The organism is Leifsonia sp. SIMBA_070, from assembly GCF_046534635.1.
GTDB lineage: Bacteria > Actinomycetota > Actinomycetes > Actinomycetales > Microbacteriaceae > Leifsonia.
Genome location: NZ_JAWRYK010000001.1, coordinates 3,173,384 through 3,186,366 on the forward strand (window position 1 = coordinate 3,173,384; position 12,983 = coordinate 3,186,366).

Here is a 12,983-nt window from a genome sequence, read left to right on the forward strand (position 1 = left end):
CTACCGTGGCGGGCATGAGCCCGTCGAAGTCCGAGACGTTCCTCGAGGTCGATGGCGAGGAGGTGCGCATCTCCAGTCCGGACAAGGTCGTCTTCCCCGAGCCGGGGCTCACCAAGCTGGACCTCGCCCGCTACTACGTCGCCGTCGCCGACGGCGCCCTGCGGGGAGCGGGCGGCCGACCCATGGTGCTGAAACGCTTCGTGAAGGGGCTGTCCCAGGAGCCGTTCTTCCAGAAGCGGGTGCCCGAGGGGCACCCGCCGTACATCGACACCGCGACCCTGCACTACGCCCGCGGGACGTCTGCGGAGGAGACCGTCGTGCGCAACGCGGCCGGCCTGGCGTGGGTGTCGAACCTCGGCTGCCTCGACCTCAACCCGCACCCGGTGCGGGCGGAAGACTTGGACCACCCGGACGAGCTGCGTGTGGATCTCGACCCGATGCCCGGCGTCGACTGGTCGCAGATCGTGGATGTGGCCTTCATCGCGCGAGACGTGCTGGAGGACAACGGTCTGGTCGGCTGGCCGAAGACGAGCGGGTCGCGCGGCCTCCACATCGTCGTCCGCATCGAGCCGCGGTGGGGCTTCGCCGACGTCCGCCTGGCCGCGGAGACCCTCGCACGTGAGGTGGAGAACCGTGCGCCGGGCCTCGCCACGGCTCGCTGGTGGAAGGAGGAGCGCGGCGAGAGCGTGTTCGTGGACTTCAACCAGAACGCGAAGGACCGCACCGTGGCCTCCGCCTACTCCGTGCGGCCGCTCCCCGACGCGCGCGTGTCGACGCCGCTCGACTGGGACGAAGTGCGGTCGCGGCGGCCGGAGGAGTTCACGGTCCCGACAGTTCTGGAGCGCTTCGCGGAGCGCGGCGACCCGCACGGGGGGCTGGATGACGCCGCCGGTTCGCTGGATGCGCTGCTCGGCCTCGCTAAGCGGCTCGGGCCTGCGGAGAAGCCTCCGCGGGCCGGTGACGGCGCGGGCCGCCGGGTGTCACTCATGCCGCTGATCGAGGTGGCCCGCACGCGGACGAAGGACGAAGCGATGGAGGCCCTCGACCAGTGGAAGGCGGAGCACCCGGAGGCGGCTGCCCGGTTGCATCCTGCCGACGAACTGGTCGATGGGATGCGCGGTTCCAGCTCGCTCTGGTACCGGGTGCGGGTCAACCTGCAGCACGTCCCGGAGGCGACCCGGCCCGACCAGGGTCCCTTGCTCGCGGACTACGACCCGTGGGCCGGGCGCGGGTAGCGTCTCCGCCCGCTCCGCCGTCTCCGCTTGGCCTTTCCCGGCGCGGCGTGCTTGTACAGCACCGGACGCGTGCGCCCCGCCCACCAGGTGTAGACGCCGATGAGGATCAGCGCCCCCAGGTAGATGACCGCCCACCACGGGAACTGCAGGCTCGCGTCGGTGTTCTTCGCCGCGTCCACGTCTTTGGGCGGTGTGGGGAGGATCCGCTTGCCGGTCACCAGGATGCGGTGGGTGTTGATGCCGAGCGGCGTACAGGTGACGAGCGTGACGAGGTCTTTGCCGGCCTCCTGCCGCAGCCTCGTGGTGTCCTCGGGTTCCACCACGCGCGTGTCGAAGACCTGGTAGGTGATGACCTCGCCGAACGTGGTCAGTGTGAAGCGGTCGCCGACCTTCACCTGGTTCAGGTTGGTGAACATGGTCGCGTCGGCGAGTCCGCGGTGGGCGGTGATGACCGAGTGCGTGCTCGTGCCGCCGACCGGGAGCGACGTGCCTTGCAGGTGCCCCGCTCCTTTGAGGAGGGCCGCGTCGCTGGTGCCGTGGTAGATCGGCAGGTCGACGCCGATCTTGGGGATCTGGATGCGGGACATCGCGCCGTTGGGAGTGTTGAGCAGCTTCCAGTAGTCGTATGTCTTCTGGCCCCGCTCGCTGCTCTTTCCGTCGCCCGTCGGGACATTGGTGTTGGCTTCGAGGACAGCGCCCGCGGAGAGGTCGCTGTTGTAGCGGTGGGCTTCGGCCAGCTGCTCGGACGCGGTCGGCTTGACCTTCTTGATCGCGTCGGCGTAGTGCTTGATGACGAGTGACTGGTTGTAGGCGGAGAGCCAGCTGGCGGCCGGCGAGTACGTGAGGACCGTCGCACCCAGCAGGGCCAGGACCGTGGTGAGGACCAGCAGGAAGTTGGGGCGCCAGCGGCGTTTGAAGGTGGCGTGTCGTGGGCTGTAGCGGGGCATACGATTCGGGTCTCGTTGTGGGGGAACGGGCGGGCCGGTTGTGCCGGCCCGCCCGTCCTGTATGCGACGAGTGCCTGTTAGGCGTTCTGGTCGCGGTTGCTGTTGCGGCGACGGACGATGAGCACACCGCCGATGGCGATGACGATCAGCGCGATGCCGCCGATGGTCAGGGCCACCTGGACGTTGGATCCCGTGAACGGCAGCGTGGGGACACCCTGCTGGGTGTTCTCGATCTGCAGCGGCGTCGCCGTGTTGGTGCCGGTCTTGACCATGACGGTGGTCAGCGCGGCGGTGCCGGAGGGCAGCACGAATCCGTTCGGCGCCACGATCTCTTCGAGGACGTAGCAGCGCTGCTGGAAGTCGTGTCCGGCCACGGTGGTGTTGGACACGGTGCCGTCGGCGGCGACCGTCTTCTCGGTGTCACCGATCCAGAGACCCGGGACGGTGAAGTGGCCCGAGCTGTCGGTGGTGATCTCGTACGCGGTGCTTCCGCCGGGGACCGTCACCTTCTGCAGGCCGGAGACATCGGTGATCGCCGAGCACACACCGGCGACGTCGGTCGTGCCCATGTAGATGTTGAACTTCGCGCCGGCGAGGCCATCGCTGAGGTTGGCGGCGTTGACCTTGTCGACGACCAGGTCGCCCCACCGGGTGGTGATGGTGGTGGACGGGGAACCGTCCGGACCGTTCGGGGTGCCAGGAGTGAGCTGGAAGTCGTTCAGGTTGACGAACGCCTGGTTGTCGATCTCCCCAGGAGCGTTGGCAGCGGCCTGGAAGCCGAACACCACGTTGTCGCCGGCGGTGAGCTTCGCCAGACCAGCCGGGGTGAACGTGACCGTCAGGGTCTGTCCGGCCCAGGAGGCGGTGAAGTCGGTGCCCGAGACCAGTGCGGTCGCGCCGACCTTGACCGTGACCGGGCTCGTGGTGTCCGGGGTCAGCTTGGCGTCGAGCGTATCCGTCATGATCAGCTTGCTGTAGACGTCGCTAGTGCCGAGCGCCGGGACCAGCTGGGTGACCTCGTAGCTCACGGGAGCGCCGAGCAGAGCGCCGTTGGAGGGCTGGTTGACCACATTCTTGGTCGGGCCCTGCGCAATGGTGTTCTTGGGGTACACGTTCACGTCGTAGACCCAGTTGCCGTTGAGGGTCGCGTTGTCCTCAGGCGTCGGCAGGGTGACGATGAACGGCGCGGCCTTGTCGACCACGTTGGACGGTGCGGAAACCTCACGCACGAAATACGCGCCGATCGGCAGCTTTCCCGTGCTGGAGGTACCCGTCGCATCCGTGGCCGCCATGCTGGTGCAACCGCTGAGGGTGTAGCTGCCCAGCGTCGTGACGCCCTGCGCCGCCGAGGCCTGCTTCTCGCCTGCCGTGATCGCGTTCACAGCGTTCCAGCCACTGTTGTCGCCACTGAGCAGGTCGATGTTGTCGATGTGGCAGTACTCGAAGACGACGCCGGAAATGGCGTCGGTGCTCGGGTTGCCGCCCGAGCCGTCCGGCTTCTGCGTGCCGTTACCCGGGTTCGCGAACTTGTGGATGATGATGGAGCCCTGCTGCGCCGAGTCGATCGACGCCGCATTGGCCGCCGGGGCGGCGACAACAGCACCCAGCACACCCAACGACAACACCGCCCCGACCATCCGGGCTGCTCGCCCGCGATGCCATGTGATTGCAGTCATTACGGTTTTCTTTTCCTTTCGAACCCCACCGCGACCTGCGATGAGAAGTGAGCGGAACGCTTGCGCGCTCACTGATAGAGACGTGGGGGTTCAGCGTTTCGTGACGGGTCCGCGCGGCTCTTTTTCCCTCGGCCGTGTAGGGTGTGCGGTCCACCCCGCCAAGGAGGGTCACACGCCCGCCACGCACCCGATGGAACCATCGGGGCGCTACCGGACATCACTGTGTAGGGGCGCATCCACCACGTCGAGAAGGGGCGACTGCGGAATGGCTCCGGAACCGGCGGCGAGGGTCTCGTCCGCCGGGCACACGAGGGCCGCACACCGGACGGGGGGGAAGGTGCGCGGCCCTCTCGGCCCGAGATCGCGAACGGACTTAGCGGATGGAATCCGGCCCACCGCCGACGCGGAAGGTCAGCGGCACCGGGTCGCTGGAGTGGCGCGCCGTCCGCGTGTCGCGCTCCATCCCCGATGGCTGAGTGAGCAGCCCGTACAGTTCGGGCCGACGGCCGAGGAGCCAGCGGCGTCCCGTGGCGAGCGGCAGCAGTTCGAAGTCGAGATCGGCGGTGACGACCGCCTCGTCGGCCACCGGCGTCTCGGCGACGATCCGCCCGTACGGGTCGAGGATCATCGCGTTCCCGGTGCGGATCTCGTCGTCGGGGCCGATCCCGTTGGCGAACAGCACGAAGATGCCGTTGTCGTGCGCGCGGGAAGGGAGCCACCGCATCAGCCACTCACGGCCCGATGGTCCGTTCACTGCCTCCTCGAGCGCACCCGGGTTCTCGTGGCGCTGATGCCAGAGCTCGCTCGGGATCACTTTCATACCATGGGGGCTGCGGGAGCTGGTGCCGCCCGTCTGGTGCGGGGCGATGAGGACGGTCGCACCCTGCAATGCGACGATCCTGGCACCGCGCCGTCGGGCAGGCAGACCGCGTATGAGTTGAACAGCCTGCCCTCGGAGAGTTCGAGGAACCCGACACCGATGCCCACTCCCAGACTCTCGGCGAGCGCGGCCACCTGGCTCACGAGCGGTCCGTCCGCCGGCTCTGCCAGGGCGAAGAGCTCGTCGGCGGTCATCTTGGTGAGATGCCAGTAGCCGAGCAGGCACATCTCGGGGAAGACCACCAGCCGGCTGCCCTGAGCGGCAGCCTCCTCGGCCATCGCGCCGACGATCTGGAGGTCCCGCACCGGGTCGGAGGGGATCGCCTCGAACTGGACGACCGATACGCGAAGCGACGCAGGGCTCGTTTCCATCGGCGTTCCTCCCTCTCCGGATTCCAGCTGAGCGCCTCCGCGGGCCGACCACCACGCCGGCCTGTCGCGCATCCGCGCGAAATCGCTCCTGTACGTCCGCACCGCCGCAGGAGCAGAATGACGCCGAGCAGTTACGGTTCCATTGATAAGAGGAGTGCTCATGTCCGCACCCACCGCCGCGCCCGGTCCCTCCGAGAGCCTCCGCCGCCGATCGCGGGAGGCGCTCACCGCGTTGGCTGTGCAGTTCCTGCTGGGCATGGCGGCCAACCTCATCGGCGAACCGGAGGGCGGCTTCGCCGTGGTCGTGGACTGGATCATCATCATCCTTCACATCCTGATCGCGATCGGCCTGGTCGTGGTCAGCATCAGGGTGTTCTCGGCCGCCCGGCGAGCCGGAGTCGGTCAGCGCCTGGCGGTGTGGGGCATCGTCGTCATCGCGATCACGTTCTTGGCCGGCGTCGGCACGATGATCAGCGGGAGCGACTGGGCGTCCTACGTGATGGCGACCGGCTTCCTCGTCGCGGCCGCGCTCTACGGGGCGACCTTCCTGGCCTCCTACCGTCTGGCGGAAGTTCCGCAGGCGTAGGCGTCAGCGGTCGGTCGCCGACGCACCCTCGAGTTCCGCCCGATACCGCGCGTACTTCGGCGCGCCGACCCTCCGCCACAGCAGCCTGACGGGCGCCGGCATGTTCGTCTTCAGGAACGCGGCGCCGCCGTCCGGCTGCGCGGCGAGGATCGCGCCGAGCATGTTCCAGGTCTGACCTTTCGGGGTGTGGGCCCGGCCATGCTTGCCGAACCAGTCCACCTCCCGCTCCGTCAGGGTGTGCTCCATGACCGGGACGATGGTCGTCTCCTCGTCCGGCAGGTGCACCGCCAGCGCCGCGTTGATCCCGTCGAGCGCCGCACGCACGGGCTCGGCGGTCGCTGACGACGGCGCCGCTCGCCAGCCGGGCACCGCAGCATCCAGCTCGCGCAGATGGTCCAGCATCGTCGCGTGCTGCGCCTTCATCCGCTCGACGTGCACGGCGCAGGAGGGTGCGCGCTCGTCGAGGGTCGGCCACAGGCGCTCGTCCTCGCCCTCATGGTGAGCATGCAGCGCGCCGGAGATCAGCGCGAGCTGCGCCGCGACGACGTCGGCGTGGGCGGTGTCGCCGTCGGCCACACCGCCCACCAGTCCTGCTGCTTCGGCGAACGAGCTCCGGAACAGGCGGTGGATCTCCGCCATCCCGCTCGCATCGCAGGTTTGCTGTCCGTCCAGCGGTGGTTCACCGGAGGAGGGGAGAGGTGTCGCTGACATGGCGGCACTCTACGACCCCCTCCGGCCTGTGCGCACTCCCCGATTCTCGGGAGGACCGGGGTCAGTGCGCGGCGACCACCGGCGTCTCGGCGCTTGTCGGCGCCTCGGCGCTCGCCGGCGAGACCGCGCGGACACGACGCCGGTACAGGAGAGCCGAGAGCACCGCGCCGAAGGCGAAGAACGCGGCACCCCACCAGTACGCCGTCGCGTAACTGTGGACGGCCGCCTCGCTCACCACGGCAGGCGTGGGCGGCAGGTGCGACGCCAGGTAGTCCGTCGCCGCCGTGGCGGCGAGGGTGTTGAGCAGCGCCGTGCCGATCGACCCGCCGACCTGCTGGCTGGTGTTGACCAGCGCCGAGGCGACACCGGCGAAGTGCCGGTCGACGCCCAGCGTGGCGGTCTGGATGGCGGCGGGCATGATCGAGCCCATCCCGGTCCCGAGGATCATCAGCCCGGGCAGGATGTCGGCCGCATAGTTGGCCGTGACGCCGAGATGGGTGAGGTAGACCATCCCGGACGCGGCGATGACCATGCCGATCGGCACCATCACCTTCGGCCCGAAGCGGGGCACGAAGACGTTCGTCGAGAACTGCGCCGCCAGGACGAGCATCACGATCATGGGCAGGAAGGCGAGTCCCGTCTGGATGGGCGTGAACTTCAGCGTCGTCTGGAGGTAGTAGGTGACGAAGAGGAAGATGCCGAACATGCCCGACCCGGCGATCAGGATGGAGCTGTACGAGGCTCCGCGGTTGCGGTCGAGCACGATGTGCAGCGGCAGGAGCGGATGCGTCGCCCGCCGCTGCCAGAGCACGAACGCGACCAGAAGCACGCCCGCCGCAGCGAGGTAACCCCAGGTCAGCGGCGAGGCCCAGCCGTCGCTCTCGGCGTTGGAGAAGCCGTACACCAGCGAGAAGAGCGCGGCCGAGACCAGCACGGTGCCGGGGACGTCGAGCTTCGGCCGCGGTCCCGTCCGCTGGACCGAGGTCACGAACAGTGCGGCGCCGATGATCGCGATGATGGCGATCGGGATGTTGATGTAGAGGTTCCATCGCCAGTTGAACTGCTGCGTGAGCACGCCGCCGAGCAGGAGGCCGACGGCGCCGCCCGCGCCGGCGATGGCGCCGAAGATGCCGAAGGCCCGGGCGCGCTCCTTCGGGACGGTGAAGGTCGTCGTCAGAACGGCCAGCGCCGTCGGTGCGAGCAGCGCGCCGAACGCACCCTGCAGCGCGCGGGCGCCGACCAGCATGCCGAACGTGCCCGCGGCGCCGCCCAGCGCGGAGGCGCCGGCGAAGCCGATGAGCCCGATGATGAAGGCGCGCTTGCGGCCGATGAGGTCGGAGATGCGGCCGCCGAAGAGCAGGAGGCTGCCGAACGCGAGCGAGTAGGCCGTCACGATCCACTGCCGGTCGGCGTTCGAGAAGCCGAGGTCCTGCTGGGCGGAGGGGAGGGCGATGTTCACGACCGTCGAGTCGAGCACGACCATGAGCTGCGCGAGCGCGACGGTGACGAGCGTCCACCAGCGCCGCGAGTGCGGCACGGACGCGGCGGGCGCTTCGGGGGCGACCGCGGTGAGGGAGGAAGTCTGCGACATGGCGGCAAGCATATACGAAACCGACGAGTTTCGGATATACCCAGTTCCAGAATTAACCTTACAATGGTGGGGATGCATCATCCAGACCAGAAGGAGCCGCAATGACGCAGCTCGAGACCGACGGAGTGCCGCGCAAGCTCGGCCGTCGCCGGGACCACACGCGCGACGCCGAGATCCTCGACGCCGCGCTCGAGGTGCTGGCCGAGACCGGCTACGACGGGATGACGATCGACATGGTCGCCGCTCGGGCGAAAGCAGGCAAGGCGACCGTGTACCGGCGCTGGGCCTCCAAGGGCGACCTGGTGGTCGACGCGATCGCCTGCATGAAGAAGAACGACATCGACCTGGACAACCTGCCCGACACCGGCACGCTGCGCGGTGATCTGGTGGCGATGATCCGGCCGCACGCCATCCAGGACGGCGAGAAGAAGCTCCAGGTCATGGCGGGCATCACGTCGATGCTCGCCCGCGACCCTCAGCTGGTGGATGCGGTGACGGCGGCGATCGTCGAACCGCGCGCCTCCCTCAACCGCGTGTTCATGCGGCGGGCGATCGAGCGCGGCGAGATCTCGCCCGACACCGACGTGGACACGATCTCCATGATCATGCCGTCGATGACCGCCTACCGGGTGCTCATCCTCCAGAAGCCGGTGGACCGGGAGTTCCTGCTGTCGCTGATCGACGGCGTGGTGCTGCCGGCGGTCGGCCTGAAGGCGTAGCCGTCAGCGGGACCGCAGGTTGCTGCGGTGTGGCGTCACGATTGCCATCGCTCGCCGCGCCGCAGACGTTCCCCCGCACCGCACTCATCCTCTATCAGCGGAACAGGCCGCTGTACGCGTTCAGCGCGGGCTGGCCGCCGAGGTGCGCGTAGAGCACCGTGCTGGTGCGCGGGATGTCACCGGAGATGACGAGGTCGATGAGCCCTGCGAGCGACTTGCCCTCGTAGACCGGGTCCGTGATCATCGCTTCGAGCGACGCCCCGAGCCGCATGGCCTCCATCGTCGACTCCACGGGGATGCCGTACTCGTCGCCGGCCCAGCCCTCCAGCACCGTGATCTCGTCGTCGCGGAGGTCGCGGTCCAGCCCGATGAGCTGCGCGGTGTGACGGGCGATACGGCCGACCTGGTCCCTGGTCTTCTCGATCGTCGCCGACGCGTCGATGCCGATGACACGACGCGGACGCTCCTGGCCGGCGAACCCGGCGATCATGCCGGCGTGCGTGGAGCCGGTGACCGTGCAGACGACGATCGTGTCGAAGAAGACGCCGAGCTCACGCTCCTGCTGCTCGACCTCGTACGCCCAGTTGGCGAAGCCGAGGCCGCCCAGCGGGTGCTCGGAAGCGCCTGCGGGGATGGCGTACGGCTTGCCGCCTTCGGCCTCGACCTCCTCGATCGCCTGCTGCCAGGAGGAGCGGATGCCGATGTCGAAGCCGGCGCTGTCCAGCGTGACCTTCGCGCCCATCATCCTCGACAGCATGATGTTGCCCACCCGGTCGGTCAGGGGGTCCGGCCAGTCGACCCAGTTCTCCTGGACCAGCCGCGCCTTCAGACCGAGTTTCGCCGCCACGGCGGCCACCTGGCGGGTGTGATTCGACTGGTAGCCGCCGATCGACACGAGCGTGTCGGCACCCTTCGCCAGAGCGTCGGGGACGAGGTACTCGAGCTTGCGGGTCTTGTTGCCGCCGAACGCGAGCCCGCTGTTCACATCCTCCCGCTTCGCCCACAGCTGCGCGCCACCCAGGTGCTTGGTCAGCCGGTCGAGCGGATGGATCGGGCTGGGACCGAAGGTCAGGGGGTAACGCTCGAAGTCGGAGATGGGCATGCGCGGGGCTCCTCGCAGTAGGGGATGTCCAATATACTGCACATTCGTTAGGCTGCTGTCTATGCCGACTCCCACGACGGGCAACCTCCACGCCCGGTCGCTGCTCCGCGACGATGTCTACGAATCGCTCAGAGACGCCATCGTCGACGGCACCTTCGCGCCCGGCGAGCGCCTGCGCGACCAGGAGCTGGAGGCGTGGCTGGGCGTGAGCAGAACACCCATCCGGGAGGCGCTGCTCCGGCTGGGACGGGCCGGGCTGATCATCGCGAAACCCGGGCGCGCGACCATCGTCGCCCCCTCGGACCCGTCAAGCGTCGGCAACGCCCAGCAGGTGGCCTCCGCGATGCACGAACTGGCGACACGGCTCGCCGTGCCGCGGCTGACCGACGCCGACCTCGCCGAGATGGAGGAGGCGAACGGCCGCTTCGCGAGCGCCCTCGAGCGCGGTGACATCGACGGCGCGATGCAGGCGGACGACGACTTCCACGACGTGCTGGTCCGGTCGAGCGCCAACCCGGTCATCGCCGAGATGCTCGAGAACGTGACGCCGCTGATCCGACGGGCCGAACGCCAACGGTTCGCCTCGCTCGCCGGCCGGGACTCGGTCGCCCAGCATCAGGGGATCATCGAGCTGTCACACGCCGGAGATGCGGAGGGCGCTGCCGCGCTCATCCGCGAGAACTGGCTGAGCCTCAACCCGCAGCTGACGGGCCGCGACGACTGATCTCGAACGACGGGGCCGCGGACCTCGCGCGGGCGTCAGCCGGCATGGCCCTGGACGAAGCGGGAGGCGGTGGTCTCCACCAGCTCTGCGTCCGGCACCAGTGGCGGGATGGTGGGGTCGTCGGGCAGGTCGATGGAGGCTGTGAGCCGGATGTCCTGCGAGGACGCCCCGACCTCGATGCGGAACTCGCCGCCCTCCCGTCGCCACAGACCGGTGCGGCCGTCCGGGCGCACTGCCGCGGAGTCCCAGTACGCGAAGTCGCGGCTCTCGAGGTCGAAATCGATGCGAACACTCGCGCCCGCTTCCAGGTGGACCTTCTCGAAGCCGCGCAACTCCCGCACCGGGCGGTGGACCTCGGCGTCCGGATCGCCGACGTAGAGCTGGACGACCTCGGCGCCGGCGACCGGCCCGTCGTTCGCGATCGTGCAGGACACCCGCACCGAGCCTGCCTCGGCGTCGCGCACCTCCACGGTCAGGTCGCTGTAGCGGAAGGACGTGTACGAGAGCCCGTGACCGAAGGGGTAGCGCACCGGCCGGCGCAGCGCGTCGTACCAGCGGTAGCCGATGAAGACACCCTCGCCGTACAGCACCGTGCCGCGTTCGCCGATCCAGTTGGGGAAGCCGGGGGTGTCCTCGACCGCGAGCGGGAACGTCTCGGCGGTCTTGCCGGACGGGTTGGTACGCCCGAACAGCACGTCCGCGACGGCGGAGCCGGTGCCCTGCCCGCTGAGCCACGCTTCGAGGATCGCGTCGACGCGGTCGTGCCAGGGGTCCATCGCCACCGGGGAGCCGTTGGACAGCACCACGGTCAGCGAGGCGCCGGTGCGCTCGCGCAGGTCGGCGAGCCGGGTAAGCAGGGCGACCTGGTCGGCAGGGAGGTCCAGGGAGTCACGGTCGTTCGCCTCCTGCTCGGAGGAGAGCGGGAGGCCGGCGAAGACGACGATCGACTCCGCATCCTCCGCGGCCGCGGCCGCCTCGTCGATGAGCCGCTGCGCCGTCTCGGACAGCGGGCCGCGTCCTGCGTGCTGGACCGCCTCGGCCAGCTGCAGCTCCTTCGCCAGCGTGGCGGAGCGGCGCGCGACCCGCGGCCGCTCCTCGTCGTGGGTGATCCCGTGCGCGGCGAGGATCGCCAGGTTGTCGTCCTGGTAGGCGTTCTTGGTGGCGTAGACGTAGCCGGGCGCGTAGACGACCCGCTCCCCGGCGATGGCGCGGATGGCCTGCAGCGGGATGTCGACGCGGGTGGCGTCGACTCCGGACGATCCTCCGCCCTGGATGCGCGCCTGCTCGGCGAAGGCGCCGATCACCGCGATCGTTCCGCTGCCCGTCTCGGCGAGCGGCAGAACAGGGGCGGCACGGCCGGGCGCCGGTTCGTTGCGCAGCAGCGCGAGGCACCCGGCGGCGGCCTCCCGCGCGAGAGCGTGGTGCTCCTCGGCACCGAGCAGCGCCGACTGCTCGGGAGTGAGCCGGTCGCCGGCCGCGTGCCCGAGCCCCATGACCGGCCCCTCCACCAGGTCGTCGCCGGGATACGCGCGCGCGACCAGCGTGAGCACCCGCCGGGCGGCGTCGTCGACGAGCGCTTCGTCGAGCTCGCCCGCGCGCACCGCGGTCACGATCTCGGCGTCGGTGATGCCTCCCGTCCCCGGCATCTCGAGGTCGAGCCCGGCACGGAGGGCGGCGACACGGTCGTGCACGGCGTTCCAGTCGGAGACGACGGCTCCGCGGAAACCCCAGTCCTCGCGCAGCACCTCGGTGAGCAGCCAGCGGTTCTGCGACGCGTGCACGCCCAGCAGGCGGTTGTAGGAGCACATCACCGTCCACGGGTCGGCCCGGCGGACCACCCGCTCGAAGGCCGATAGGTACGTCTCGCGGAGCGTCCGCTCCTCGGCCACCACGGAGATGCGGGTCCGCTCGATCTCCTGGTTGTTGGCGGCGAAGTGCTTCAGCGACGTGCCGACGCCCACCGACTGCACCCCCTCGACGTAGGCTGTGCCGAGTTCGCCGGCGAGCAGCGGGTCCTCGGCGAAGTACTCGAAGTTCCGCCCGCAGAGCGGGGACCGCTTCATGTTGACGCCGGGACCGAGCACGACCTGGACGCCCTCCGCGCGCGCCTCCTCGCCGATGGCGGCAGCAACGCGGCGCATCAGGTCGCGGTCCCAGGATGCGCCCATGGCCGACGCGGTCGGGAAAGCCGTCGCGGGCACCCACACCATATCGACGCCGGTCTCCTTCCGGAGCCCGTGCGGCCCATCGCCGACCTCGATCGCCGGAACGCGAGCGGGGAGGCCGGGACGGTCGATCTCCTGGGTGAACCAGTCGTCGACACCGGAGAGCAGGGAGGCCTTCTCCTCCAGCGTCAGTGCCGACAGGGTCTGTTCGACGTCGAACGGGGGCACAGGCATGGTGGTCCTTCCAGGACGCGCGGCTCGGGGCCGCGCAGCGGT

General features: G+C 69.5%; 12 protein-coding genes. 4 read left to right on the forward strand and 8 right to left on the reverse strand.

The window, feature by feature from the left end; genetic code table 11:
* Positions 1–14 precede the first annotated feature (14 nt).
* A complete protein-coding gene (locus SB754_RS14950; RefSeq protein WP_410783098.1) occupies positions 15–1,235 on the forward strand; it encodes a DNA polymerase domain-containing protein in 1,221 nt (406 codons plus the stop codon).
* Here SB754_RS14950 and SB754_RS14955 read toward each other — a convergent pair.
* From SB754_RS14955 to SB754_RS14970, 4 genes are all read right to left on the reverse strand, one after another.
* A complete protein-coding gene (locus SB754_RS14955) occupies positions 1,208–2,182 on the reverse strand; it encodes a class C sortase (RefSeq protein WP_410783099.1) in 975 nt (324 codons plus the stop codon). The two genes, SB754_RS14950 and SB754_RS14955, sit on opposite strands and share 28 nt — an antisense overlap.
* Positions 2,183–2,259: 77 nt before the next feature.
* Positions 2,260–3,858, reverse strand: coding sequence for a SpaH/EbpB family LPXTG-anchored major pilin (locus tag SB754_RS14960; protein ID WP_410783100.1), 1,599 nt, complete (start codon positions 3,856–3,858; stop codon positions 2,260–2,262).
* A 373-nt stretch (positions 3,859–4,231) separates the two neighbouring features.
* On the reverse strand, positions 4,232–4,678 hold the full coding sequence (locus SB754_RS14965; protein ID WP_410783101.1) for a nitrilase-related carbon-nitrogen hydrolase: 447 nt from the start codon (positions 4,676–4,678) through the stop codon (positions 4,232–4,234).
* On the reverse strand, positions 4,675–5,109 hold the full coding sequence (locus tag SB754_RS14970; RefSeq protein ID WP_410783102.1) for a nitrilase-related carbon-nitrogen hydrolase: 435 nt from the start codon (positions 5,107–5,109) through the stop codon (positions 4,675–4,677). The genes SB754_RS14965 and SB754_RS14970 overlap by 4 nt, the downstream gene beginning before the upstream one ends.
* Positions 5,110–5,269: 160 nt before the next feature.
* On the opposite strand from SB754_RS14970, the gene SB754_RS14975 reads away from it, so the two are divergent.
* A complete protein-coding gene (locus tag SB754_RS14975) occupies positions 5,270–5,695 on the forward strand; it encodes a hypothetical protein (protein ID WP_410783103.1) in 426 nt (141 codons plus the stop codon).
* Positions 5,696–5,698: 3 nt separating this feature from the next.
* Here SB754_RS14975 and SB754_RS14980 read toward each other — a convergent pair whose 3' ends face one another.
* Together SB754_RS14980 and SB754_RS14985 are read right to left on the reverse strand one after the other, a co-directional pair.
* Entirely contained in the window at positions 5,699–6,406 is a 708-nt protein-coding gene (locus SB754_RS14980) for a hemerythrin domain-containing protein (protein WP_410783105.1), read from the reverse strand.
* A gap of 61 nt (positions 6,407–6,467) precedes the next feature.
* Positions 6,468–7,997, reverse strand: coding sequence for an MFS transporter (locus SB754_RS14985; protein ID WP_410783106.1), 1,530 nt, complete (start codon positions 7,995–7,997; stop codon positions 6,468–6,470).
* Between the two features lie 101 nt (positions 7,998–8,098).
* Here SB754_RS14985 and SB754_RS14990 point away from each other — a divergent pair, with 101 nt between their 5' ends.
* Positions 8,099–8,716 (forward strand): TetR/AcrR family transcriptional regulator, encoded by a 618-nt coding sequence (locus SB754_RS14990; RefSeq protein ID WP_410783107.1) that lies wholly within the window; start codon positions 8,099–8,101, stop codon positions 8,714–8,716.
* A 94-nt stretch (positions 8,717–8,810) separates the two neighbouring features.
* Here SB754_RS14990 and SB754_RS14995 read toward each other — a convergent pair whose 3' ends face one another.
* Positions 8,811–9,818 (reverse strand): 1-aminocyclopropane-1-carboxylate deaminase, encoded by a 1,008-nt coding sequence (locus SB754_RS14995; RefSeq protein WP_410783108.1) that lies wholly within the window; start codon positions 9,816–9,818, stop codon positions 8,811–8,813.
* A gap of 61 nt (positions 9,819–9,879) precedes the next feature.
* On the opposite strand from SB754_RS14995, the gene SB754_RS15000 reads away from it, so the two are divergent.
* The gene (locus SB754_RS15000; protein WP_410783109.1) at positions 9,880–10,542 is read left to right on the forward strand and encodes a GntR family transcriptional regulator; all 663 of its coding nucleotides are present in this window, start codon (positions 9,880–9,882) and stop codon (positions 10,540–10,542) included.
* Between the two features lie 35 nt (positions 10,543–10,577).
* Here the strand turns inward: SB754_RS15000 and SB754_RS15005 are convergent, their stop codons facing one another.
* A complete protein-coding gene (locus SB754_RS15005) occupies positions 10,578–12,941 on the reverse strand; it encodes a glycoside hydrolase family 3 C-terminal domain-containing protein (protein WP_410783110.1) in 2,364 nt (787 codons plus the stop codon).
* Positions 12,942–12,983 lie beyond the last annotated feature (42 nt).